The sequence below is a fragment of the Acinetobacter sp. CY81 genome (genome assembly GCF_059515925.1).
Genome location: NZ_JCAKNC010000004.1, coordinates 133,188 through 160,107, shown reverse-complemented (window position 1 = coordinate 160,107; position 26,920 = coordinate 133,188). Strand labels below are relative to the sequence as shown.

The window sequence follows — 26,920 nt, the reverse complement described above, 5'->3', positions numbered from 1 at the left end:
ATCCTTGATTATGCATCTCATCACGAGAGTTATTGACCTTAATTGATCATTTTTTGTGTTATATCCTCAGTATGACTATACTTTAAAAAATCAAACAATCATGCTTTGGTCGTAGACTATCCATTCATTTTTGTAAAATATTAAGAGCTCGATCCAGTCGAATATTTTTAATAATTTTTTCTCTACGAATTTTAAATATCTAATGCTTAATCATGTGATTAGATACTCTCCCTCTAAAGCTTCATTTAAATAGGTCTGTATTTCCATTCCCTACAAATCAAATTCAATTTATTTAGCGCTTCTGCAACGAATTTATACTGAACCGCATCGGTCAGACTCATTCATTTACGTACAATCTGCACAGTTAATACGTTAAAGCTTTTAATTTTTAAGATTTTTCAGGCAAAATATAGCCAAAATCCCTCATATTTCGGAACACACGTGGCAGAAGAACAATCAACCCTGAGCGCAGTCACTGAAGGTACAACCAATCTCATTCAGGAAGCTGGTGAAAAAACCGCTCAAACCGTGATTGCACATACCTCCAAATACAATGATGCATATTCAACCATCGATAAAATTATGGATGGTTTTTGGGATCGTCTCCCTTATATTTGCATTGCGATTATCGTTTTTACTATCTTTTGGTTACTTTCTAAAGTATTTAAGTTCTTTGTTCGTAAGGCCTTATCAGACCGTTCTTATACCAAGCAAAACTTAGTTCTGGTACTCAACCGTGTCGGTACAACAGCGATTATATTTTTTGGTTTCTTAATCGCAATGGTCATCGCTATTCCAGGCTTTACCCCTGGACAACTCATGAGTGCTTTGGGGATTGGTTCTGTTGCGATTGGTTTCGCATTTAAAGATATTTTCCAAAATTTACTTTCAGGTATTCTGATTTTATTGGGCGAACCCTTTAAAATTGGTGATGACATTATTGTGAGTGGTATGGAAGGTACGGTTGAAGATATTCAAATTCGCGCAACCTACTTACGTTCACCTGATGGTCGTCGTCTTGTGATTCCAAATGCGACCGTTTATACCAGCCCAATTACAGTGAATACCGCATATCAACGTCGTCGTTGTGAATTCATTGTCGGCATTGGCTATGAAGATGATGTTCAAAAAGCCAAAGACATTATTTTGCAAATCCTAGATAAAAATCCAACGATTTTAAGTCAACCTGGCTTTAGTGTGAATGTAACGGCTTTGGCTGATTTCTCAGTGAATTTGAAAGTACAATGGTGGGTCAATACAACTGAAACCCTCACCTCAACTTCAATCAGTTTAGTTCAAGAAAGTGTCATTCAAGCCTTTGCTGAGCATGAAATTTCAATTCCTTACCCTGTTCAAGAAGTGAAAGTTTATCGTGGTGATGCATCTCAAGAAGATGAGTCTGCACGTGCAAAATCATCTTCTTAATTGCTGATGTAAATGAAATGAAGACTAGATAAACAGTCGTCCTAACACATAAGAAATCACGGTTTCAGTGCGAATAATCCGGTTGCCTAAGCTGAATGCGAGGCAGCCGTTTTTTTCGAGTAGATCAATCTCATAAGGAATAAAACCACCTTCAGGTCCAATCAAAATCGTGCATGGATGATCAATGGCAAAGGGCATTTTGTTCTGGGTATAAGGATGTGCCACATAAGCTGGGCAATCCGCAGAAATCATATTCGGTAATACATCTTCAACAAAAGGTTTGAATCGCTTATAAATTTCAATTTGGGGCGCAATCGTATCCCCTGCTTGCTCCAACCCCAAATTCACGTATTGATCAAGTTGTTGTAAAAATGGTGATTGCCAATAACTTTTATCGACACGATAACTGTGTAATAAAATGATTTTTTCAACACCGAGCGTCACACTGTCCATAATTAAACGGCGTAGAACTTTAGGTCGAGGCATCGCAACAATCAATGTCACAGGAAGCTTTGCAGGTAGAACTTCTTCCTGTAATGGCCGAACAATAACTAGCTGTTCTTCCACTGCAACGACTTCGGTTAAATAACGCTTACCTGCTTTCACCCCAACTCTCAGGGTGTCTCCTACTTGGACATTCACATGTGTTTTCAAATGCTCTACTTGACGAGAGGCACTGATTCTCCAGACATCCGTCGTCGTTTGACGCGAGTCAATTAAAACAATATTCATAGGTCTGTCTTACAAATACTGATCTAAAACTTGAATGTGCTTTGCTAATGATCCTGCATTTTTTTGCATGATGACATGAGCATTCGTCGCCATTTGCTGAGCCAAAGATTCATTTTCAGCAAAGTCCAATAACATGCTTGCAACCTGTTCTGCATCGTCCCCAACTGCAACGGCATAGGCTTCGACAAACTCATCGACAATGGTCTGAAAATTGAAATAATTTGGACCAATCACTGTCGGCACATTTAAGCTAATCGGCTCTAAGATATTATGTCCACCCCCTGGTTCATTCAATGATCCACCCACAAAGCAGGCTTGACTCAAGGCATACCACAACCACATTTCACCCATACTATCTGCGAGATAAACTTGAGTATCCATGTCAACCGACTGTCCTAAACTACGGCGCTGTGTATTTAGACTCAAATCCTGTGTCACTTGATAGACTTCATCAAAACGTTCAGGATGACGGGGAACCACAATGATGAGAAGTTCAGGATCTTCAATTAAACGGGCACAGAAAGCCTCAATTAATTTTTGTTCTTCAGGGGCATGGGTACTGGCTAAAGTAATAATTTTTCGATGATGAAGCGACCACTCATCTTTAAGCTGTTCAGCTTGATCTACAAAACTCTGAGGTGCATGAATATCAAACTTGATACTTCCAACCACCTGACTCAACTCAGTAGGCATACCAAGTGCCTGAAAGCGTTGCAATGACGCTTGATCTTGCACTAATAGTTGCGTTAAACCATGCAGCATCGGTTGAGTTAAAGACTTCACCTTGGCGTAGCCATTTTCAGATTTTTCAGAAAGGCGTGCATTGACTAATATTGTAGGAATATTTAATTTTTTAGCTTGTGCGATCAGATTCGGCCAAAGTTCCGTTTCAACGAGAACCAACATTTTCGGTTGATATTTTTGAAAAAACTGCGCAACTAATGATTTTTGATCTGCTGGCAAATAGACAGCCTGAAACAAATCCTCATAAGGCGCTTTGAGAAATAATGATTTTGCACGCGCTTGACCAGTTTTGGTGGTATTGGTGACCAAAACTGGATGACCTGATTTTAAATAATGTTCAATTAATGGTTGTGCTGCATTGGTCTCACCCACGGACACCACATGAAACCAAATTGTCTGTGTGTTTTTAACCGTCTGAAAAGGTCCAAACCGCTCTAAGCATTCCTGTTGATACGCCTCAGCACTTTGCGCACGTTTTTTTATTTTCCAACGATAAAGTGGTTTTACGATCGCTAAGGCAGCGTTATACCAAAAAGGAGTAGCCAAACATCACATCTCTAAAAGCATTAGTGGCTAGAATATAACAGAGCCTCATCAGCTTGTTAACCGACGAGGCTTTTTGAAGTATTTTATTTTGCTGTATTCATTTCTGCCAAAGTTGGATAATCGATATATCCCTCTGGTACAGATGTTCCAAGCATGGTTTCAAATTTGGGTTCATTCAATGGTGCATTTTGGATCAGTCGTTCATACAAATCTGGATTGGCAATATAAGCCTTACCAAATGCCACAGCATCCGCCTGACCTGTCTTTAATAATTCAATTGCTGTATCACGCGTCAAACTCATATTTGCAATATAAGGAACTTTAAAGTCACTACTTACACGCATGCTCTGACTAATACTGTCTTCTGAGATAAATTCACGTGTAAAGAAGAAACCGATATTTCGTTTTGCTAATTCTTTCATCAAATAGCCAAAGGTTTCTTTAGGGTGATCATCGCCCATATCATAATCGTCACCTAAAGGTGCAAAATGTATAGAAACTCGACCAGCACCCCAAACATCAATCAATGCATCCATAATTTCGATAGCAAAACGCGCACGATTTTCAACGCTGCCACCATATTCATCTACACGAATATTGGTTTTGGTTTGCAAGAATTGATCGATCAAATAACCATTTCCAGCATGTAACATCACCCCATCGAAGCCTGCTTCTTTGGCTAATACAGCAGAATGTTTAAACTGCTCTACCAATGCTTTTATTTCAGCCACATCTAAAGCTCTAGGCGTTACATAATCACGCTTCGGACGTAATAGGCTGACATGACCTGCAGGTTTTACTGCACTAGGTGCTACAGGTGTTTCACCATTCAAAAGATCAGGATGAGAAATCCTTCCGACATGCCAGAGTTGAGCGACAATTAAGCCTCCTTTCGCATGCACGGCATCTGTGATCTTTTTCCAACCCTTGACCTGTTCTGCGGTATAAAGCCCTGGCGTATTCAGATATCCATTGGCTTCTTCTGAAATTACCGTTGCTTCTGTGATGATTAGGCCTGAACTCGCACGTTGCGCATAATATTCAACCATCATGTCTGTTGGAACACGTTCGTCTGTTGCACGACTTCTCGTTAAAGGTGACATGACGACACTATTTTTAAGATGTAAATCACCTAATTTAACTGGGCTATTTAATTCAGACATAATTTTCTCAATTTTTATAAAAACTTATATTTAACAATGGATAATAAATACTTTTAGAACAATAAAATTCGCAATGAACTGCCATTATATTAAGCGATTCATTTTTTTAATTTCGGCATATTTTAAAGTAAGTTTGTAATCTTTTTATAAAGACTAAAGGTTAACCGATCAACTTTTTTATCTACATCTTCATGCTTATTTAATGACCACAAACAATGATGATAAACGATGAGTTTTAATATTTAAAAAGATTAGAAGAAGGATTTTGACCCTTCTTCTAATTATTGATTCTATAATTACTTCGCTAAAAAAGGATAATCTATGTAGCCTTCAGCCACATCAGTACCCAGCATATTTTCAAGCTTTAATTCATTCATCTCTGCATCTATAACCAAACGCTCGAATAAATCTGGATTGGCAATATATGCTTTTCCAAATGAAACTGCATCTGCCTTTTCTGAAGAGAGTAAATCAAGCGCTGAAGAGCGATCGAGCTTCATATTGGCAATATAAGCTACGCCATTTGAACGCTCTTTTAAATATTCACTCATGCTGTCTTCAGCCAAATATTCACGCGTAAAGAAGAATGCGATTTGGCGCTGACCCAATTGTTCCATGGCATAACCAAAAGTTTCACGTGGATCATGATCACCCATGTCATGCTCATCACCGCGTGGTGCCAAATGTACACCTACACGCCCCGCCCCCCATACTTCAATCAAGGCATCGACCACTTCCAATAAAAAACGTGCGCGATTTTCAACTGATCCGCCGTATTCATCTTCACGTAAATTGGTTTTAGTTTGTAAGAACTGATCGATCAAATAACCATTTGCGGCATGCAGTTCTACACCATCAAAACCGGCTTCTTTAGCGCGAATCGCAGCTTGTTTAAATTGGTCGGTAATTGCATGAATTTCAAAAATTTCTAAAGCACGTGGCAATACGTAAGGACGCTTTGGACGTAATAAACTAACATGCCCTGCTTGTTGAACAGTACTTGCCGATACAGGTGTTTCACCATTTAATAAATCAGGATGTGAAACACGTCCGACATGCCAAAGTTGAGAAACGATCAAACCATCTTTTGCATGTACCGCATCGGTCACCTTTTTCCAGCCTTCTACTTGAGCATCGTTAAATAGACCTGGTGTGTTTTCATACCCATTTGCTTCTTCAGATATAACTGTTGCTTCAGCAATAATCAAACCAGCACTAGCACGTTGTGCATAGTATTCAGCCATCAACTCCGTAGGAACACGATCAGCAGTCGCGCGAGAACGAGTTAATGGCGCCATCACCACTCGGTTTTTAAGCTTTAATTCACCAAATTGAATAGGACTTACGAAATCAGTCATCACTTTTCCTTCTTACTTCAGACAACATTCAAAGTGAATGCTGAATATGGTGTAGAAAATCTTGTATCAATGCTTCATTTCTTGAGAAATAACACCACTGTCCATGTTTCGTCACCTGAACCAAACCTGCTTGTTGCAAGACAGAAAGATGATTAGACATAGTCGATTGAGAGACATCTGCGATACGCTCTATTTGTCCTGCACACACACCACGACTGTAGTCATGCAGTTCATCACCAGTCTGAGGAATACTGTGCTCAGGATCTTTGAGACACTGTAAAATTTCTCGTCTAAGGGGATTTGATAAGGCTTTATAAATCGCTTCCGTGTCCATCTTCATTTCTCAAATTCATGATCTACACTGTGCTAAAACTATTATATCGTTTTTTTTAAATATTAATATCGAAAAAATACGATTTATTGGTTTTCTATAACAAAATGTGATGCTCATTCAGTAAGTTTAGATATTCTAACATTTTTAAAAATGTATTATTTGATCTTCAATTATATTGAACATGAATATACAGACAAAAAAAGCAGAGACTCATCTCTGCTTTTTTATGCTAAATGTTCAATACAATCTTAAATTAAAGACCTTGTTTCAAGCTCGCTTCGATGAACTTATCTAAGTCACCATCAAGCACCGCACCTGTATTCGAACTTTCTACACTGGTACGTAAATCTTTAATACGTGAGTCGTCAAGTACGTATGAACGAATCTGACTACCCCAACCGATATCTGATTTACTGTCTTCGAGTGCTTTTGCTGCATCATTACGCTTTTGCATTTCAAGTTCGTACAATTTTGCACGTAACTGTTTCCATGCATGATCACGGTTGGCATGTTGTGAACGTTGGTTCTGACAAGCCACCACAATACCTGTTGGCGCATGCGTTAAACGTACTGCAGAGTCAGTTTTGTTAATGTGCTGACCACCAGCACCTGATGCACGGTAAGTATCCGTACGAACATCCGATGGATTGATATCAATTTCAATATTGTCATCAATTTCAGGCGAAACAAAAACTGCTGAGAATGAAGTATGACGACGGTTACCTGAGTCAAATGGCGATTTACGAACTAAACGATGCACACCCGATTCGGTACGCAACCAGCCATATGCATACTCACCATCTACACGAATCGTTGCAGATTTAATCCCTGCTACATCACCGTCAGATTCTTCCATCACTTCGGCTTTGAAGCCATGACGCTCAATCCAACGTAGGTACATACGCAAAAGCATTGATGCCCAATCTTGAGCTTCTGTACCACCTGAACCCGCTTGAATTTCCACATAACATGGGTTCGGATCCATTGGATTACTGAACATACGACGGAATTCGAGCTTCGCAAGCTCTTCTTCAGCAGAACTTAATTCAGCCTGAACATCTTCAAGTAAGCTTTCATCATCAGCCTCAACTGCCAAATCAAGCATCGCTTGAGCATCTTCAACTTGAGTTGCCAAACCTTCGAGTACGTTCAGTACATTTTCAAGTTCGCCTTTTTCTTTGGCCATCGCTTGTGCACGACTTTGATCATTCCAAATCGCTGGATCTTCTAATTCACGTAGGACTTCTTCTAGACGTTCTTTCTTTAGATCGTAGTCAAAGATACCCCCGTAATGTTTGACCACGGTCGTTTAAGTCTTTTATCTGAATAAGGTACGGATTAATTTCCACGTGCGTTGATCCTAAATATGCTGCTTTTAAATTCCGCAATATTCTAACACAGTCACTAAAAACATGAGAGATGGCTTTTTAGCATTGAAAATTTACTTTAGCTCACCTGACTAATTTGAATATGGAGTACTGCAATGAGAAATCATTGAAAAAGTTTTATTCTAAAAATAGATCTCAAAATTAGTGATCATTTTTCGATTCAGTTCTATTTTTTATAATAAACCACTAAATTTTAATAAAAAAATACACTTTCTGACTAAAATCATTCAATAATCACATGATTTCACATTAAAAATAAATATTATAAATCAATAATTTAAATATTTATTTTTACACAAAATTACATAAAATACATTACTGTTACTTTTAGTTGATTGATCCTTCATACTTTTCCCCTACACTGAACTTGTAACAAAAAATGTATTCTAAATTTAAATCCTTGAGGGGAAGTATCATGAAAAAATTAGCAATCGCTTCTGCATTACTTTCAGCTTTGGCTGTAACAGGCATTGCAAATGCATATCAAGCTGAAGTTGGTGCTTCTGCTGGATTAATCGATCCAGATAATGGCAGTACAAGTGGTTCATTTGGTGTTGATGGTACTTATTACTTCAACCCAGTTCAAACCCGTAATGCTCCTTTAGCTGAAGCAGCTTTCTTAGATCGTGCAAGTAATGTGAACGCTCACTACGACTATAAAGAATTGAGTGATACAGCTGAAAATCACAATTATGGCGTGGGCGTTGAATATTTCGTACCAAATTCTGACTTCTATGTAGGCGCATCAGTCGGTCAAGACAAAGATAAATATGACAACATTGAAGACTTCGATACTACAATTTACGGTGCAGAAGTTGGTTACCTACCAGCTCCAGGCTTATTAATTGCTGCCGGTCTTAAAGGTTATGATAATGATTATGATGACGGCGTAGATCCTACTTTACGTGCAAAATACGTAACAACTTTAAGTAATGGTAAAGACATTAACCTTGAAGCGGGTGCTGCATTTGGTGATTTAGATGAGTATAACTTAGCTGCTGATTATTTCATCGATAAAACACTAAGTGTAGGTGTGGATTACTCAAGTGCAGATAAGGGTATTTATGACGACAGCGAATTTGGTATCTCTGCTCGTAAATTCTTTAACCAACAAGTAAGTCTTGAAGGACGTGTTGGATTTGGAGAGCACGGAAATAATGACTACAACAAATTTGGCTTAGCTGCGAAATACCGTTTCTAAGCTTTAAAGATTAGAAATATTACATAAAAAAATCCCATCCTAGGATGGGATTTTTTTTATGTTTGTTTTAGATCATTATCTAAACTTAATGCTCTAAATGTAAAACCTTGAGTTGTAAACTGACACTACCTTTGTATTCATTTTTATCCAACTCATAAACGAGTTTGACTTTTTCTTGATCAGCCTTAAAGTCATACTTCTCAAGTGCATTAAAGACAATTGCTTCAATCCACTGACCATTGTCTAGGACTAATTTTAATTTAAGATGCACTTCTTTAAGCCAGCGATGCTCCAAAACTTTAAACTCACCTTCAAAAACAGGATGGGGAAATTTTTGCCCCCAAGGTCCTAGTTGCTCAATTTGATCTACTGTATCAACAACAAAATCTTCATTTTTAAGCTCTCCATCTGTCCAAAGCAATGCTTGAAAAATTTCATCATCAGCTTCAGCAATCAATTGTTCAAAAACATGTTTGAACTCTATAAAATGTTCACGTTTAATGGTCAGCCCAGCTGCTGCTGCATGTCCACCAAAAAAACTAACTAAATGTGGATATCGCTCAGCCACTTTTTCAATACTGTCACGAATATGAATCCCTTCAATAGATCGAGCGGATCCTTTGATGTGAATTCCATCTTTGTCTGGCGCAAATACGATACTTGGGCGGTGGAACTGTTCTTTTAATCGTCCCGCGACAATTCCAATCACGCCTTGATGCCAATGTTCTTCAAACATGATCAATGCTGAAGGCAATTGATCTTGATTAAACTCCAATTGATCAATCACAGAGAGTGCTTCTTGCTTCATCTCTGTTTCAACAAATCTGCGCTCTAAATTCAACTCATTCAATTGTCGTGCAAACGCATATGCCGTTTGCATATCCTCTGCAAGCAAGCATTCGATACCAATATTCATGGTATCCATACGCCCTGCCGCATTCACACGCGGTCCGATCACAAAACCTAGATCCTGTGCTTTTAGATCCTTAGGATCACGACCTGCGATGTCTAATAAGGCTAAAATACCCGAACGACATTGGCTAGATTGAATGCGTTTAACACCTGCATCCACCAATATACGGTTATTAAAATCTAAGCTAGCAACATCCGCATAGGTACCGAGTGCAACTAAATCCAAATATTGCGTCATTTTAGCGACAGATTTATTTAACTTTGACCGATGACTACTCAAATTTGCCAATAGATAAAATGCAACACCGACTCCAGCCAAAGCCTTACTTGGAAATTCACAGCCTAACTGGTTCGGATTGACCACTGCTTCAGCTTTAGGCGTTTCTTTGGTGGTTAAATGATGATCCGTAATAATCACCTTCATTCCATGTGCTTGAGCTTGATCTACACCCTCATGACTTGAAATACCATTATCCACTGTGATTAATAAATCAGGCGTAAAAGTCACAAATGCCAAGTCTGCAATTGCAGGCGTCAACCCATAACCATATTTAAAACGATCAGGCACTAAGTATTCAACATCAGCACCCATTTCACGCAGTGCCAACACCATCAGTGCAGTACTGGTTGCACCATCAGCATCGTAATCACCAACAATGACAATTTTTTGATGGGTATCAATCGCCTCATCAACGATCTGAATTGCTTGTTCTAGCCCTTTCATTTGAGGTACAAGTAAATGCTTCAATTTAAGTTCTAGCTCTAACTCGGATTGCACTCCACGTCGCGCTAAAATTTGAGCAAACAAAGGCGACAAACCCTGAAATAATTCAGGGCTCGTTAAAAATGGTCGTTGTTGAATTCGAATTTTAGGCATTTAAGGCATCAATCGTTGTAATGTCCATTGACCTTCGATTCTTTCATAACTCAAGCGGTCATGTAAACGATTTGGGCGTCCCTGCCAAAACTCATAATAATCTGGTATCAAACGATAGCCACCCCAGAACTCAGGTTTAGCAAGTTCAGCTTTTGTCGCGACATTATCATATAAAGTTTGAAACCTTGACTGTAGTTCTTCACGACTTTCAATCACACCACTTTGCGGCGTACTAATATGCGCTGCAATTTGGCTGTCTCGAGGACGTTTATGATAATAGTCGGTCGACTCATCTAAAGAGATCTTGCCCACTCGACCACTGACCCGAATTTGGCGTTCAAGCTCAGGCCAGTAAAACAAAAGCTCAGCATAAGGATTTGCAGCTAAATCTAAACCTTTTTGACTGTCGTAGTTGGTATAAAAATCATAACCAGCTTCAGTCGCACCACGCAGTAGAACCGTTCTCACATGTGGACGACCTTGCGCATTGGCTGTCGCCAATGACATTGCATAGGGTTCATGTAACCTGATTTCAAGAGAGTGATTAAACCAGCTTAAAAATTGTTCATGAGGGTTTAAAGCAACCTGAGTTTCGTGTAATTCATCTTTTTGATAACTTAAACGAAGCTCACTTAAATCTTTAATCAAGTCACTCATCTTTTATACCTTTCAAACCGCATTAAGTCGTACAGCATCTGCAAGTGAATGTGCAAGTGCCTTTACTTCTTCAAGATCATCACCTTCAACCATCACACGAATCACAGGTTCAGTGCCTGATTTACGAATCAGTAAACGTCCACGCCCCTTAAGTTGAGCTTCTGCTTTATCAAATTCAGTGACCAATGCAGGGACAGCATAGGGATCGAACATCGCCTCTAAACGAACATTCACCAATACATTCGGAAGTAGCTTAAATCCATCAACCAATTCATGTAGCGCTTTCTGTTGTTCAACCATCACAGTCAATACCTGTAATGCTGCAATGATCGCATCACCCGTGGTGCTCTTATCTAAAGTGAGAATATGTCCTGATGGCTCACCACCTGTCACCCACCCCTTTTCCTCTAAACCTTGCAATACGTAGCGATCACCTACTTTTGCACGAAGCAATGGGACTTCAGCTTTTTCAAGTGCAAGTTCAAGCGCCATATTACTCATGAGCGTACCCACAATACCTGCAGGTTTTTTAGCACTTTGAGTCGCAAGAATATAAAGAATATGGTCACCATCTATCAGGTTTCCATCTTTATCGACCAATATGACACGATCAGCATCACCATCAAAAGCAATCCCTAAATCTGCTTTGTGTTCAATCACTGCTTTCTGCAGGGCTTCAGGATGGGTTGAACCACAATTTTCATTGATGTTCATACCTGTAGGGTCATTGTGAATCGCAAATACTTTTGCACCTAGTTCACGGAAAACTGCAGGACCGACATTGTAAGCAGCACCGTTGGCACAATCGACAACAATGGTTAAATCATTCAAATCGAGATGATATGGGAATGTTGATTTACAAAATTCGATATAGCGTCCATTGGCATCTTTAACACGTACACTTTTACCTAAGTTTGCCGTGTCTTCAATGACCATGTCTTTTTCAAGTTCAGTATTTATTTCATTTTGAAGTTCTTCAGGTAATTTTTTCCCTTCAGCTGAGAAAAATTTAATTCCATTATCAAAATAAGGATTATGCGATGCTGAAATGACAATACCTAAACTAGCATGCAAAGCACGAGTCAAATGCGCAATAGCCGGTGTAGGCAATGGTCCAAGTAAATGAACATAGACACCTGCTGCATTCAAACCTGCTTGTAATGCTGCTTCTAAAATATAGCCAGATAAACGTGTATCTTTACCTAAAACCACAATTGGTTTGGCTTTTTTTGTTCTTCGTTTTAATACTTTTCCTGCCGCAAATCCTAGTTTTAATGCAAACTCAGGTGTAATTGGAAGTTCACCAAATTTACCGCGAATACCATCTGTACCAAAATAACTCATTTTTTACCCGCTTATTATCTGTGCTTTTTCGCACTTCGCTTTCATATCCCTACTTTACACTAAATAAAAAAAGCCGTCATAAACTGACGGCTTTTTAAATCATAAAGACTGCTAAATTGTGACCAATACGTGAGTAAAATTCACTCACGTAGCTATCGGTATTAACCTACGCGATAGTTCGGTGCTTCTTTAGTAATCGTCACATCATGAACGTGTGATTCAGACATACCTGCAGCAGTAATTTTAACGAATTTCGCATTTTCACGAAGGTCATTAATTGTAGCTGAACCGGTATAACCCATTGAAGAACGTAAACCACCCATCATTTGATGAACGATATTCCCCATTGGACCTTTATAAGGCACACGACCTTCAATACCTTCTGGTACAAGCTTTTCAGCACCCGCTTTAGAGTCTTGGAAGTAACGGTCAGCAGAACCTGTAGAACCCGCCATTGCACCCAATGAGCCCATGCCACGGTAAGCTTTGTAGTAACGACCTTGGAAGAATTCAACTTCGCCTGGTGCTTCTTCTGTACCAGCCATCAATGAACCAACCATGATTGTACTCGCACCTGCACCAATCGCTTTCGCCATATCACCAGAGAAGCGAATACCGCCATCTGCGATCAATGGAATTTGCTCTTTTAATGCATTTGCAACAGAATCAATTGCAGACATTTGTGGCATACCAATACCAGCAACAATACGTGTCGTACAGATCGAACCAGGACCAATACCCACTTTAACGGCATCAGCACCTGCATCTAACAATGCAAGAGCAGCATCACCAGTTGCGATATTACCGCCAATCACTTGAACTTGTGGATAGTTTGCCTTTACCCAACGAACACGCTCAATAACACCAGCAGAGTGACCATGCGCTGTATCTACAACAATGGCATCGACACCAGCTTCTACCAATGCTTCAACACGGCTTGGTGTTTCTAAACCCGTACCTACAGCTGCACCAACACGTAAACGACCCAAGTCATCTTTACAGCTGTTTGGATAAAGCTCAGCTTTATTGAAATCTGTAACGGTGATCAAACCTTTCAGTTCGTTATGCTCACCAACAACAATCACTTTTTCAATACGATTTTTTTGAAGAAGTGCTTGGATATTTTCTTTTGATTCGTTTTCACGAACTGTTACGAGGCGATCTTGACCTGTCATAATATTACTTACAGGTTGTTCAAGATTGGTTTCAAAGCGTGTATCACGACCTGTCACGATACCAACAACTTTTCCATCCTTCACTACAGGTACACCACTGATATTATTGGCTTGCGTAATCGCAATCAATTCACGAACAGTTGTTTCTGGTGTCACAGTGATAGGATCTTTCACCATACCTGCTTCGAATTTTTTCACACGACGTACTTCTGCAGCTTGAGCAGCAATATCCATGTTTTTATGCAAAATACCAATACCACCATTTTGTGCCATAGCAATCGCCATACGTGATTCAGTCACGGTATCCATTGCTGCTGATACTAGGGGGATATTAAGTTGAATGCCACGTGTCAGGCGTGTCTTTAGAGAGACATCTTTTGGGAGGACAGTAGAGTAGGCAGGGAGTAATAGAACATCATCGAAGGTTAACGCGTCTTGAACGATGGTCAACATAACAGTCTCGCTGGTAATTTCCGTGAGCTATTATATACAAATTTTAGCTTAAATTTCATTTTTTATTGTGCACAATTATGATCTCATTTAGAAAATTCAATTTATTCTTTAATATCAAAATAATAAGCATTTGATGAATAACAACAACCCCCTCTCGTATTTTCACAATTTAATGTTCAATAGTATCAGCCAATATCACACAGTCCATTGCTGAATTCAAAAAGGCATAACATTCTCAGTTATTCATGGTCATAGCAGTCGCTTGTAACCATTTTTGATACTGAATCGCTAAACCATATCAATTATGGATCAATCGTGTATTTAACATACCTGATCATAGTCATCATCATTATTTGGCATAGGTTGTTCCACATCGACCAATGGGATCAAACCATGTGCATGACGTGCCTTATTACATTGTTCATCGCCTGCTTGCACTTCTTTACAGGAAGAACTACGGTGCTCGTACATCGTACAACTGACCTGCTGTCCAATTTCCCCTAACAACATCACGCAGCGTGGATTTTTTTGGTTTGTGCCTTTCATGCATGAATATACAGGTGATAATTGTTCTATCACATCACTAGGCATGGTTTCTCCTTCTGCCCAATAAAATGACACTCTAAAAAAGGCGCAACACGCCCCACAACTTAAGCACGCATCCTGTGCAGGTATTTGAGACAACATATTTTTAAAATTCTCGTAGTCAAAAAAACCTCTTCCATTTTGATGCAATGAAAGAGGTTGAAAATAGATTTTTACTTGGCAAATCTTAAAAATTTTTTTTATTTAACTCAATATTTTTTTCAATTTTTTAGACTACTGTGGGCAAGAAAAGACTGTTTCATCCATCAAATCGATACCGCATTGTAGATTTTCAATCCAATCTAAAAATTGGTTAATCATTTCTTTACCAATAAAAGGTGAACCATGCTGAGGAACGATCATTTCCACGTCCATTTCACGAACCATTTTCACCCATAAGCGAATCACTCGATTCGAACACATATAGCGCTGATGGAAGCCCTTCATTTTAGGAATATGGCTATTAAAATCAACCAACTGATCTGCTGCATCCTCAACCATAGATGCACCCATATCTCCAGAAAATAAAATCTTAGAAATCGGATCATAAAATTGGAAATTACCAACTGAATGCAGAAAATGTGCTGGCACAGCAATAATCTTTGTTTGACCCAAAGAAATAGCAGCACCCTGATCTGGTAGTTCGATCAAACGGTCAAGCCAATTTCCTTTCATGCGATCACTCATGAATGCTGAGTTCAAATGTGGCAAGAAACGTGCCCAAAGCTTTGATGCGACTACTTTCGCATCAGTATAGACCAACCAACGTGGCATAGACGTGATGATGTCAGGATCTTGATGAGAAGCCATCACATAATCCAAATTGGTCAAACGTGTGTATTTATTCAGCTCCATTGTCAGTGGTACATAAGTTAAATCACCACCTGGATCCAACACTGCAGCACGACCATTATTGATAATCAGGAACTGATTGGCTTGAACACCCTCACCTTTCACTAAACTGGTAAAGCTGATGCATTTATGTATGCCATCATCATAGAGTACCTGTGATGTTGTGCGGTCAAGAGCCATGTTAATCCCCAAAAATCTTGCTTAAAATTGATTTTATTAATAGCTGATAACATATAGGGATTTATGTGAACTTACAATAAATAGAAATTCAAATTAACTTATATTTTTCAATATATTGTGACGTATTTTGCAAATAAAACCGAACGTTTTGCTCGGCTTTATTGTGTTCAAATTAGAATAAATAATGTTGAACCAGTGCACCAACACCCAATAAAAAGAAAATTGCCGCGCCAATTTTATGGATCAAAGGAATTGGAAGTTTATCTGCTAATTTATTACCGATAAATACGGCAGGTGCATTTGCCAACATCATACCGAGAGTTGTACCCGCTGTGACCCAAAAGATGCTATCAAAACGTGCTGCCAAAGCCACGGTTGCAATCTGGGTTTTGTCGCCAATTTCAGCCAAAAAGAACAAAACAAAAGTCGCTCCGAAAACACCATACTTTTGCCATTTATTGATATTTTCACTTTCGTCATCGAGTTGATCAGGCACGAGCATCCAAGCCGCCATGGCAATAAAGCCAATCGATACAATCCACAACAATATTTCAGGGCTAAGAACTGTAGTAATCCATTGACCAACGACGGCAGATATACCATGGTTGATGATAGTTGCTAACAGAATAGCAATCAGAATAGGAACTGGTTTTCGAAAGCGCGCTGCAAGAAGAAGAGCTAGAAGTTGGGTCTTGTCGCCCATTTCAGCGAGAGCAACAATAGCCGTAGAGATTAAGAACTCGTACATGGTGACTTTCTCTGGCTAGCATTTTTAAATACCAATGATCTACCTCTCCTGCTAGCCAAATGTGCAGAGTGGTAAATCAAAGGTCTTGCCAACAAAAGTAAGCTTTTACAAGCTCATTTGGTTCTTTGCTATGATGACCATGCTCGGTTTAGAGCAAATATGTTGACCATCACCCTTTTAACTTGCGTAAAAGGCGGCTACTCCCCAATGAAGTAAAGCAAGTATAAATCTCTTTTTAGCATTTTTCAAACCCAATAAAAAACCCCGCCTGAACGAGGTTTTGTTGAGTCTAAATTAATCTCACTAGATTAATAAAGTACGAATATCTTTCAGCAACTTCGTCAGTTTATTGGTGAAGCGCGCCGCATCAGCACCATTAATCACACGATGATCATATGACAATGATAATGGAAGCATTAACTTCGGATCAAAACCTTGACCATTCCAAACCGGTTGCATCGTCGCAGGTGAAATACCTAAGATCGCAACTTGAGGCCAGTTCACCAATGGCGTAAACGCTGTACCGCCAATTGCACCTAAGCTTGAAATTGTAAAGTTTGCCCCTTGAAGATCTTTCGGAGAAAGTTTTTTATCACGCGCTTTTTGACCCAAAACACCCAATTCAATTGCAATTTCTTTAATTGATTTTTGATCAGGATGACGTAGTACAGGAACTGTTAAGCCATCTGGCGTTGCAACCGCAATACCCATATGGATTTCATTGCGAAGCAATACAGATTTACCATCATCAGCTAAATGACTTGCAAACTCACGCTCTTCTTTCAACAAATGCGCAACAGCTTTAATAATGAAAGCCATAATCGTCAGGCTAATACCATCTTTCTTAAAGTTCCCTTTAAGATCATTGCGCCATGCTTCAAGCTCTGTAATATCCGCCAAATCAAACTGAGTTACTTGAGGAATATAGTTGTTTAAAGACAACTGCGGAATTGAAACTTGCTGTAAGCGTGTTAATGCTTTTTCTTCAACATCACCAAATGCATCAAAACTTGGAAGTTTTGGTAAACCCGCAGCAACCGCTGTAGCTGATGCGACAACTGGCGCTGTTTGTGGTGCGGTTAAACGCATCTTCACATAAGCAACCAAGTCTTCTTTCATTAGACGTTGATGAGGGCCTGATGCTTTCACCTCCGCCAATACAACACCTAACTCACGTGCAAGCTTACGTACCGCAGGGCCTGCATATACATTAGCATTGGCAGCATTTTGCTCTTTCGTCAGTTTATCTGAAGCAGAATTTGTCTGAGTCGTTGCGACAACTACAGTATTTGCTGGAGTTGAATCTACTTTAGGAGCTACTGCTGTCTTAGTTTCAGCTTGAGCAGACTCTTTTGATGCAACGGGAGCAGCTTGACCTTCAGCCTCAATGGTCACTAAAGCAACGCCTTGAGACACACTTTGACCGAGCTCAACATGGATTGCTTTAATAACACCCGCAGTTGAACTTGGTACTTCAACTGAGGCTTTATCAGATTCAACCACACATAGACTTTGTTGAGCTTCAACGGTATCGCCAACTTTCACCAAAATTTCAGATACAGTTGCTTTATCTACACCTAAATCAGGAACGGTCACTTCTACTGCACCTGTTGGTGCTGGAGCAGTCGTTTTTTCCGAAGATGGTTTTTGGGTTGAAACAGCAGGTGCTTCTTCAACTTGAGTAGCTTGTTGAGCTGGTTGAGTTTCAGCTGCACCTGCAACTTTTACTTTTAGAATGACAACGCCTTCTTTAACGCTATCGCCTTCTTTGATCTCAACACTTTCAACAATACCAGCAACAGGACTTGGAACTTCTACAGTCGCTTTATCTGACTCAACCACCACTATGCTTTGGTCAACTTCGATTTCATCGCCAGCCTTAACGAGGACTTCACCGACTAATGCTTTTTCTACACCAATATCAGGTACCTGAACATTAATCACTTGTGATGTAGATGTAACAGATTTGGGAGCAACATCAACTTTAGTTTCAGCAACAGGCGCTGCCTTTTCTTCAGCTTTTGGCGCTTCTTCAACAGGGGTCGTCACTTGACCTTCAGCTTCGAGTTCAATCAGTACTGCGCCTTCCGCAACGCTATCGCCTAAGCTCACTAAAATACTTTTAACCACACCCGCAGAAGTGCTAGGCACTTCCACAGATGCTTTGTCAGATTCAAGCAGAACAATACTTTCATCTACAGCGATGGTATCACCCACTTTTACTAAAATTTCAGCAACAGTGGCTTGATCTACACCAATATCAGGAGTCGTAATTTGCATGCTTATTTCTCCTCTTTGTAGTCAGCTACAGCTTGTACAGATGGTGTTGCTTGAGGAGCCCAAGCGACCGGACGATCGGTATCTAATTCAAAGGTAGAGATCGCATCTTTCACTAAGCGTGCATCTACTTCGCCTTCATCCGCTAATTTCTTCAATGTCGCAACCACAATGTGCGCTGCATCTACACCAAAGTAGCTACGTAATTTAGCACGTGAATCTGAGCGTCCATAACCATCTGTACCCAATGCTACAAATGGACGGCTGTCTGGAAGATACGCACGAATTTGTTCACTGTACGCACGCATATGATCTGTTGCAGAAACCACAATACCATTGGTACTACGCAACTGTTTAGACACCCAAGACTCTTTAGTCTCTTCAGCCAATGGATGTAAGCGGTTATATTCTTCACATGCCATACCATCACGTGCCAGTTCGTTGAAACTTGTCACACTGTATACATTTGAATGAATTTGATATTCATCACGTAAAATTTGCGCCGCTTTAATCACTTCGCGAAGAATCACACCTGAACCCATTAGTTGAACAGTTGCTTTCTCATCTTCTTGTAGTAAGTACATCCCACGTTTAATGCCTTCTTCAACACCTTCAGGCATTTCAGGATGCTCGTAGTTTTCGTTCATTACGGTTAAGTAATAGAAAATACGCTCTTGGTTCACGTACATGCGTTGTAAGCCATCATGCACAATTACAGCAAGTTCATAACCAAAACATGGATCATAAGACACACAGTTTGGAATCGTGTTTGCAAGAATGTGTGAATGACCATCTTGGTGTTGTAAACCTTCACCATTGAGCGTGGTGCGACCTGCAGTCGCACCTAACAAGAAACCTTGTGCTTGAGCATCGCCTGCAGCCCATGCAATGTCACCAATACGTTGGAAACCAAACATAGAGTAGTACATGTACATTGGAATCATGGGTAAGTTATTGGTTGAATAACTTGTTGCCAATGCTGCCCAAGCACTCATCGCACCTGCTTCATTAATCCCTTCTTGAAGCATATGACCGTCTTTCGCTTCACGGTAATGCATCAATTGTTCTTGGTCTTCAGGTGTGTAATGCTGACCATTGGCCGCATAAATACCCAATTGACGGAACATACCTTCTAAACCGAAAGTACGGGCTTCATCAGGTACGATTGGCACAACACGGTCTTTAATTGCTTTTTCTTTTAACAAGGCAGCAATTAAACGTACCATCACCATCGTAGTAGATTGTTCTTTACCCTGCGAACCTTTTAACACCGCATCAAATACAGAAAGCTCAGGAATCGCAAGCTGTTCACTTTCTTTACGACGTGCAGGTAAATAACCACCTAAAGCTTCACGACGTGCTTTCATATATTTCAATTCAGGCGAGTTTTCGCTTGGACGATAGAAAGGTACTTCTTCCAATTGTTCATCGTTAAATGGCAAGTTGAAGCGATCACGTACATATTTTAAAGATTCGATTTGCATCTTTTTGATTTGATGCGTTTTGTTTACCGCTTCAATTTCATCAGATAAGCCATAACCTTTTACAGTTTTCGCAAGAATTACAGTTGGTTGACCTTTTGCCGTACATGCTTCTGCATATGCTGCAAATACCTTGTACGGGTCATGACCACCACGATTGAGATTATCAATATCTTCATCGCTTAAGTCTTTAATCAGCTCAGCCGCTTCCGGGTATTTACCGAAGAATTTTTCACGTGCATAAGCTCCGCCTTTCACTTGTAGACGTTGATATTCGCCATCAAGTGTTTCTTCCATCACCGCTTTAAGTGCACCAGATTCATCTTTTGCAAGTAGTGGATCCCAGTGACGACCCCAAACCACTTTAATCACACGCCAGCCTGCACCACGGAATAATGACTCAAGCTCTTGGATGATTTTACCGTTACCACGTACAGGGCCATCTAGACGCTGTAAGTTACAGTTTACAACCCAAATGAGGTTGTCTAACTTTTCACGACCAGCAAGTGAAATTGCACCTGTGCTTTCTGGCTCATCCATTTCACCATCACCGAGGTAAGCCCATACCTTACGGTTTTCTTCTTTAATCAAACCACGGTTCATTAAGTATTTTTGGATATGTGCTTGGTAAATCGACATGATTGGACCAAGACCCATCGATACTGTAGGGAACTGCCAATAATCAGGCATTAAGTATGGATGTGGGTAAGATGGTAAACCAACACCGTCTACTTCACGACGGAAGTTATTTAAATGTTCTTCAGTCAAACGACCTTCAAGGAAAGAACGTGCATAAATACCAGGGGCACAGTGACCTTGGTAATAAATCATATCGCCGCCAAAATTATCATTATTTGCGCGGAAGAAATGGTTAAAACCTACATCATATAAAGTTGCTGATGATGCAAAACTTGCTAAGTGACCACCTAAATCATCACCTGTTTTGTTTGCACGAAGAACCATTGCGAGTGCATTCCAACGGATCAATGCACGTATACGACGTTCCATATCCGCATCGCCTGGCATTGCAGGTTGTTCGGCAACTGAAATTGTATTGATATAAGGAGTGTTTAAACGCTGAAGAGGAACATGCTTGGCAATCGCTTGTTGATACAATTTTTCCAACAAAAATGCTGCGCGATCCGTTCCCATATGCTTTAAAACAGAATCAAACGCTTCCTGCCATTCTTGCGTTTCCTGTGCATCTGTATCGCCATAATACGCCATGTCTCGTCCTTTCCAATCTGCTAACTTTTAGATCTTATATGTATCATGTTTTAGTGGTATTCAGTTATGGTTACAACTGAATACGGATTTGGCTACTATTTAGTTTCGAAATAGTCATTGACCTAAATTTACACAGATAACAAAAAAACCGCCAATTATGGCGGTTTTTATACAAAATCAATTTTAAAATGATGTTAGCTTGTTCTTAGATGCTCAATAAAATCATTTTACGATTAAGACGGTGACCGTCTCAATCTAGATTAAAACATTAAGGCAACATTGCTAAATAAGTTGATGGATTTTTACGTTGACCATCTTTTACAACTTCATAATGCAAATGTGGACCAGTACAACGACCAGTACAACCTACATTGGCAATATGCTCACCTGCTGTCACACGGTCACCAACACGAGCAACCAAACGTGATGCATGTGCATAACGTGTTAAATAGCCATTACCATGGTTAATTTCAACGTATTGACCATAACCTGTACCCCAACCCGACTTAGTCACAATACCAGGACCTGTCGCATAAATTGGTGTACCGCTTGGTGCTGACATATCTAAGCCAGAATGACGTTCAGCGCGTCCACCCATAGTACGATTACCGTAGTTAGAGCTTACACGTTTCAAATCTGGTAGAGGATGCGTAACTAACCAAGAGTATGGAGAACTTGAAGAATAGCTTTTAGAATTATTCGATGCATATTTGCCAGCAAGAGATGCGTTATTCAATTCAATTGGCTTTTGCTTGCGGATTTCAACTTCTAAAGAAGTATTTGCTGGAATATCGAGATCATCAGGATGACTATAAGAACCTTGAGATAAGGTTTTTGTTAACTCTCCTAAACGATCTGGAGATGAAGCATTATTTACATCTAATTGAACCAAATCTGCGAAAGCTACTGAAGCTGCCGAAGCGGCTAAAGAAAATGCCAATAAAATACGTCGCGTATGCATAAAAACCTCATTAAACTGTTCTTACTTAAGTCTCTTACGTGATCTCGTCCTTGATATTCACTGAGAAGAGCGCCTAAGATTAGAACAAAACAATGTAGGAACAATGTATGTCAGAACCTAAAAACGTCTTTCAACAAACAAGACAACACATAAAAACAGGAAACTTGTCGTTTCTTACAAAGCAGGTTTTTGAATTTCAAAAACTTACTAAATTAATTCAACCTTTGTTGCCACCCAATGAAGCATGGCAGGTTGTATGTTATCAATACGGCATTCTAACGATTACCGGTGAAAATCAAGCCCTGATTAGTCAAGTCGGTTATCTTCAAAAACAGTATATTTCTCAATTATCACAAATTCATGAATTGAAAGATCTACAGAAAATCCAAGTTCGTTTAAGAGCAAAAACTCAAGAAGAACCTAAAAATACTAAAATCCCCAAACAAATTCCACCAGCAACTTTAGAAATGTTACATCACGCTGCTAGCTTTGTGAGCGACCCTAAGCTTAGCCAAGCTTTGGTACGTTTGGCAAGCAATAAAAAGTAACCAACGCGACAAACCAAGGATTAACTTCAATATTTAATGTGACAGCAATAACACTTTTTATAGTTACAATATAACATTGACCCACTAAGACAACGACTTATGTCACATTCACATATTGGATCGGACAAGATTTTGCGTCATCAAATGTTACAATTTCATAGCTGCTTGGATCACTTTTAACATTGCGTAACAATTGATTGTTGAGTGCATGTCCAGACTTATAGCCATCGAATTTAGCAATAATTTGATGTCCAAGAAGATATAAATCCCCTACCGCATCTAAAATTTTATGGCGCACAAATTCATCCGCGAAACGCAAACCCTCTTCATTTACCACACCTGTCTCATCTACACCAATGGCATTATCCAAACTTGCACCTAAAGCTAAGTTGTTGGATTTCAAATAGTCTAGATCTTTCATAAAACCAAATGTTCTCGCACCACTCACTTCATAAACAAAAGTTTCGGTCGAAAAATCAATGGTCGCTGACTGGTATTCTTTGGCAAATGCAGGATGATCGAAATCAATGGTGAAGTTTAACTGGAAGCCTTCATGGGGATGAAATATTGCACGTTTATCATCGATCAATGACTCAATAGGCTTAATAATTCTTACAAATTTCTTTGGTGAATCTTGTTCGACCAGTTCACCTTGCATGAGAAGGTAGATAAATGGCCCCGCGCTGCCATCCATAATCGGTACTTCAGAAGCTGAAACCTCAATGATCAGGTTATCAATTCCTAGACCCGCTATTGCACTCATCACATGCTCAATCGTGCCTACTTTAGCATTTTCCTGCACAAGATTTGAACACATGAATGCTTCTTGAATCAGCATTGCATCGGCAGGAATATCTATAGGCGGATTTAAATCGATACGACGAAAAACAATTCCCCCATCAGCGACATGTGGAACAAAGTTTATTAAAACTTTTTGACCACTATGCAATCCGATACCACTCGCTTTCACGACTCGCTTCAGGGTACGCTGTTTCAACATAGAGCTTCGATCTTCATCCAAATTTCCGCTATACGTTAGCACATTTAGCCATTGATAAAAAACAAAAAGGTAGCGCTTTTGCACTACCTTTTTTCGATACAGTTGATTCGTTTTAAGAATAAACTATTTACGTTGTTGATTTTTCAAATAATCTTGGATGCTCATTGGTGCAGAGCGTGGTGCAGCTGTTGGTGCAGCAACTGGCTCTTCAGCGTGTTGACGCTTGCTGATTGCAGGAACATCATCCTCTTCAACGACTGCATTTTGAGTAGCTTGTTGTTGAAAATGGTTTGAACTAGAACTCACGCTTGGACGACGTTTTGGTTCAGCTTCATTTGCATTTCGCGTTAAACCTGTCGCGATCACAGTCACACGAATTTCATCACGCGCGTCTTGATCAAATACTGTACCGAAGAATACTTCACCCTCATCTAAATCGACGATTTGGTTCACGACATCAGTAATGATTTCAGTTTCACGAAGGGTAATATCAGCGCCACCCGTGATATTAATCAACACACCTTTAGCATTCATGATATTCACGTTATCCAATAATGGACTACGAATCGCAAGACGAGCAGCTTCTTCAGCACGGTCTGTACCGCTACTCTTGCCTTCACCCATCATGGCATAGCCACGTGTGCTCATCGCAGTTTTCAAATCGGCGAAGTCAAGGTTAATATGACCAGGACGAACAACCAAATCAAAAATACTACGCACAGCGCTTAGTAATACATCATCCGCTTTGCGATACGCATCTTGCATTGAAATATCACCATAAACGCTTAAAAGACGCTGGTTTGGAATGATAATCAAAGAATCTACATGTGCTTCAAGCGCCTCAATACCTTTTTCAGCTGAGCGTTGACGACGGCGACCTTCAAAGTTAAATGGTGTTGTTACAACACCAACAGTCAAAATACCCATTTCTTGAGCAATTTCAGCCACAACAGGTGCTGCACCCGTACCTGTACCGCCACCCATACCTGCGGTGACGAATACCATATCCGCACCTTCAAGGTGTTGACGAATCAACTCACGGCTTTCTTCAGCAGCAATTTGACCTACATCTGGATTAGCACCTGCACCTAATCCACGTGTGCTTTGTTGACCCAATTGAATTTTAAATGGTGCATTCATACGGTCTAGCGCTTGCTTGTCCGTATTTGCACATACAAATTTCACACCTTGGATGTCTGATTGCACCATGTGTTGTACAGCATTACCACCGCCACCACCAACACCAAACACAGTAAAACGGGCTTGACCGTTGTTATCGGTTTGTTCATCTTCTAAAAATTCAAATGAAGCCATGACCTTAAATATTCCTAAATTAATATGGCAGTCACTTAAGCCCGTATACTGCCTTGATCTTCAATAATAAAAATTGTTTTTAGGATGCTTTGCATCGCACGTATTGTCAAGCAGATGACGCAACACTTACAACTTGCGAACAAGACACCCTAAAAAAATAAACTTAAAAAATGCCTTTTAATTTGTTATTGAGAGCATTCCAACCATTCATGACTCGATCTAAAAAAGGACGTGTGCCCACTTCTTCAGGCTCTTCAACCGATTCTTGCAATTCGCTTTGACTAAATAATAATAAGCCAGTCGCTGTTGCATACATCGATCTACGTAATGCTGGTAAATGCTGATCTTCAGCATAGACTTGCAAAGGCGGATTACCTAGATGTGCCGAGACACCGAGTATACGTCTAGATAAAGTCACCATACCTTCAATTTGACAGACATCACCACTTAATACCACACCATGATACAAACTTTGTAATGCACCACGACTTTCAAGCTCAGTACGCACCATCCCTAAGATTTCTTCATAGCGCGCAATGATGATTTCTGACAACTCAATTCGGCTAATGGATTGTGGACCATCAATTGCTTCAAACTCAATCATATGATCAGGTTTAACTTGATGAATATCCACACAACCATAAAGAAGTTTTAAACGTTCAGCTTCTTCTGTCGTCGTTTGCAATACGGATGCAATATCACGAGTGACATTTTCACCGCCACGCTGAATCGTATGTGCAAGAACCAAATGTCCTTCGATATACACGGCAATATTGGTCGTTCCCGCACCAATATCGAGCAAGCATACGCCATACTCTTTTTCATCTTTTAATAATGAACCTTCAGCGGTTGCAAGACAAGAGACCACCATTTTTTCAACAAAAATATTCGCCCCTTTCATTGCACGATCAAGGTTCTGCATGGTGCTAATCGGCAACATCATTAACTGATAATGCGCCGTCATACTATTGGCAGACAAATTAATCGGATTGTGTACCCATTCAGTCGCATCATCCAATTCAAAACCCAGTGGTACAGCACTTGCCAAATAATGATCTGAAGTCATATGACTTGCTTTTGCTAACTCTAGTGCACGTACAACTTCAGTAGTGGTAATAGTTCGTTCTGGATTTGCAATCGGCGTACGACCTGATGCATAAAAACTTTGTAATTCTGTACTTGGAATTGACACCCACGCTGAATGCACACGGCATTCCGCCATATCTTCTGCTTCTTGTACGGCATTTTTAATTGCAGTGATGACTTTTTCTAGGCTGACGATTTTGCCTTTATTCATGCCTTTGTTGCGTGCGCTAGCCATACCAATGACCTGAATATTATCAGGGGCATGTACTTTGCCTATAAGAACTGAAACTTTATGTGTCCCAATGTCTATCGCAACAACTGAGGGAACAGCTTCACTCATCATTCACTACCA

General features: G+C 39.9%; 22 protein-coding genes and 1 riboswitch. Of the genes, 3 read left to right on the top strand and 19 right to left on the bottom strand.

All coding sequences use genetic code 11. The annotated features are described in order from the left end of the window. The first annotated feature begins 441 nt into the window (after positions 1 to 441). Positions 442 to 1,425, top strand: a complete 984-nt coding sequence (locus AC5YDM_RS06955; protein ID WP_496151390.1) for a mechanosensitive ion channel family protein — start codon at positions 442 to 444, stop codon at positions 1,423 to 1,425. A gap of 24 nt (positions 1,426 to 1,449) precedes the next feature. On the opposite strand, the gene AC5YDM_RS06950 is transcribed toward AC5YDM_RS06955, so the two are convergent. The 6 genes from AC5YDM_RS06950 to prfB form a co-directional block, all read right to left on the bottom strand. Then, on the bottom strand, positions 1,450 to 2,157 hold the full coding sequence (locus AC5YDM_RS06950; protein ID WP_496151389.1) for a 16S rRNA (uracil(1498)-N(3))-methyltransferase: 708 nt from the start codon (positions 2,155 to 2,157) through the stop codon (positions 1,450 to 1,452). A gap of 9 nt (positions 2,158 to 2,166) precedes the next feature. After that, positions 2,167 to 3,447 carry a 3-deoxy-D-manno-octulosonic acid transferase gene (locus AC5YDM_RS06945; protein WP_496151388.1) on the bottom strand — a complete coding sequence of 427 codons (1,281 nt, stop codon included), beginning with the start codon at positions 3,445 to 3,447 and terminating at the stop codon, positions 2,167 to 2,169. A gap of 83 nt (positions 3,448 to 3,530) precedes the next feature. After that, positions 3,531 to 4,610, bottom strand: a complete 1,080-nt coding sequence (locus tag AC5YDM_RS06940) for an alkene reductase (protein ID WP_496151387.1) — start codon at positions 4,608 to 4,610, stop codon at positions 3,531 to 3,533. A gap of 296 nt (positions 4,611 to 4,906) precedes the next feature. Continuing rightward, the gene (locus AC5YDM_RS06935) at positions 4,907 to 5,968 is read right to left on the bottom strand and encodes an alkene reductase (protein ID WP_496151386.1); all 1,062 of its coding nucleotides are present in this window, start codon (positions 5,966 to 5,968) and stop codon (positions 4,907 to 4,909) included. Positions 5,969 to 5,996: 28 nt separating this feature from the next. Next, positions 5,997 to 6,302 (bottom strand): ArsR/SmtB family transcription factor, encoded by a 306-nt coding sequence (locus AC5YDM_RS06930; protein ID WP_496151520.1) that lies wholly within the window; start codon positions 6,300 to 6,302, stop codon positions 5,997 to 5,999. 253 nt (positions 6,303 to 6,555) lie between these two features. Further along, a protein-coding gene (gene prfB / locus AC5YDM_RS06925; RefSeq protein ID WP_496151385.1) for a peptide chain release factor 2 occupies positions 6,556 to 7,651 on the bottom strand; the annotation gives its coding sequence in 2 pieces (ribosomal slippage) (positions 6,556 to 7,578 and positions 7,580 to 7,651; 1,095 coding nt in all). A 454-nt stretch (positions 7,652 to 8,105) separates the two neighbouring features. On the opposite strand from prfB, the gene AC5YDM_RS06920 reads away from it, so the two are divergent. Beyond that, complete coding sequence (locus tag AC5YDM_RS06920) at positions 8,106 to 8,891, top strand: putative porin (RefSeq protein WP_496151384.1); 786 nt, start codon at positions 8,106 to 8,108, stop codon at positions 8,889 to 8,891. Between the two features lie 85 nt (positions 8,892 to 8,976). On the opposite strand, the gene recJ is transcribed toward AC5YDM_RS06920, so the two are convergent. The 10 genes from recJ to AC5YDM_RS06870 all read right to left on the bottom strand — a co-directional run bounded on the left by recJ (position 8,977) and on the right by AC5YDM_RS06870 (position 22,620). Next, a complete protein-coding gene (gene recJ, locus AC5YDM_RS06915; RefSeq protein ID WP_496151383.1) occupies positions 8,977 to 10,680 on the bottom strand; it encodes a single-stranded-DNA-specific exonuclease RecJ in 1,704 nt (567 codons plus the stop codon). Beyond that, positions 10,681 to 11,337: a pyridoxamine 5'-phosphate oxidase gene (gene pdxH, locus AC5YDM_RS06910; protein ID WP_496151382.1), complete on the bottom strand. Its 657-nt coding sequence runs from the start codon at positions 11,335 to 11,337 to the stop codon at positions 10,681 to 10,683. A 12-nt stretch (positions 11,338 to 11,349) separates the two neighbouring features. Next, entirely contained in the window at positions 11,350 to 12,681 is a 1,332-nt protein-coding gene (glmM, locus tag AC5YDM_RS06905) for a phosphoglucosamine mutase (RefSeq protein ID WP_496151381.1), read from the bottom strand. Positions 12,682 to 12,842: 161 nt separating this feature from the next. Then, positions 12,843 to 14,309, bottom strand: a complete 1,467-nt coding sequence (gene guaB, locus AC5YDM_RS06900; RefSeq protein ID WP_496151380.1) for an IMP dehydrogenase — start codon at positions 14,307 to 14,309, stop codon at positions 12,843 to 12,845. A 321-nt stretch (positions 14,310 to 14,630) separates the two neighbouring features. Then, positions 14,631 to 14,996, bottom strand: coding sequence for a YkgJ family cysteine cluster protein (locus tag AC5YDM_RS06895; protein ID WP_496151379.1), 366 nt, complete (start codon positions 14,994 to 14,996; stop codon positions 14,631 to 14,633). A 132-nt stretch (positions 14,997 to 15,128) separates the two neighbouring features. Continuing rightward, positions 15,129 to 15,926: an oxygen-binding di-iron domain-containing protein gene (locus AC5YDM_RS06890; RefSeq protein ID WP_496151378.1), complete on the bottom strand. Its 798-nt coding sequence runs from the start codon at positions 15,924 to 15,926 to the stop codon at positions 15,129 to 15,131. 172 nt (positions 15,927 to 16,098) lie between these two features. Next, positions 16,099 to 16,674 carry a TMEM165/GDT1 family protein gene (locus AC5YDM_RS06885; protein WP_496151377.1) on the bottom strand — a complete coding sequence of 192 codons (576 nt, stop codon included), beginning with the start codon at positions 16,672 to 16,674 and terminating at the stop codon, positions 16,099 to 16,101. Between the two features lie 74 nt (positions 16,675 to 16,748). Next, positions 16,749 to 16,892: riboswitch (yybP-ykoY riboswitch) on the bottom strand. A gap of 85 nt (positions 16,893 to 16,977) precedes the next feature. Then, entirely contained in the window at positions 16,978 to 18,954 is a 1,977-nt protein-coding gene (locus tag AC5YDM_RS06880) for a 2-oxo acid dehydrogenase subunit E2 (RefSeq protein ID WP_496151376.1), read from the bottom strand. 2 nt (positions 18,955 to 18,956) lie between these two features. Further along, entirely contained in the window at positions 18,957 to 21,659 is a 2,703-nt protein-coding gene (gene aceE, locus AC5YDM_RS06875; RefSeq protein ID WP_496151375.1) for a pyruvate dehydrogenase (acetyl-transferring), homodimeric type, read from the bottom strand. A 268-nt stretch (positions 21,660 to 21,927) separates the two neighbouring features. Then, a complete protein-coding gene (locus AC5YDM_RS06870) occupies positions 21,928 to 22,620 on the bottom strand; it encodes a M23 family metallopeptidase (protein ID WP_496151374.1) in 693 nt (230 codons plus the stop codon). Between the two features lie 107 nt (positions 22,621 to 22,727). On the opposite strand from AC5YDM_RS06870, the gene AC5YDM_RS06865 reads away from it, so the two are divergent. Next, entirely contained in the window at positions 22,728 to 23,168 is a 441-nt protein-coding gene (locus AC5YDM_RS06865; protein WP_496151373.1) for a DUF721 domain-containing protein, read from the top strand. Between the two features lie 97 nt (positions 23,169 to 23,265). On the opposite strand, the gene lpxC is transcribed toward AC5YDM_RS06865, so the two are convergent. From lpxC to ftsA, 3 genes are all read right to left on the bottom strand, one after another. Then, the gene (lpxC, locus tag AC5YDM_RS06860) at positions 23,266 to 24,168 is read right to left on the bottom strand and encodes a UDP-3-O-acyl-N-acetylglucosamine deacetylase (RefSeq protein WP_496151372.1); all 903 of its coding nucleotides are present in this window, start codon (positions 24,166 to 24,168) and stop codon (positions 23,266 to 23,268) included. Positions 24,169 to 24,291: 123 nt separating this feature from the next. Further along, positions 24,292 to 25,482, bottom strand: a complete 1,191-nt coding sequence (ftsZ, locus tag AC5YDM_RS06855) for a cell division protein FtsZ (protein WP_496151371.1) — start codon at positions 25,480 to 25,482, stop codon at positions 24,292 to 24,294. Between the two features lie 163 nt (positions 25,483 to 25,645). Beyond that, positions 25,646 to 26,911 carry a cell division protein FtsA gene (ftsA, locus tag AC5YDM_RS06850; protein ID WP_496151370.1) on the bottom strand — a complete coding sequence of 422 codons (1,266 nt, stop codon included), beginning with the start codon at positions 26,909 to 26,911 and terminating at the stop codon, positions 25,646 to 25,648. Positions 26,912 to 26,920 lie beyond the last annotated feature (9 nt).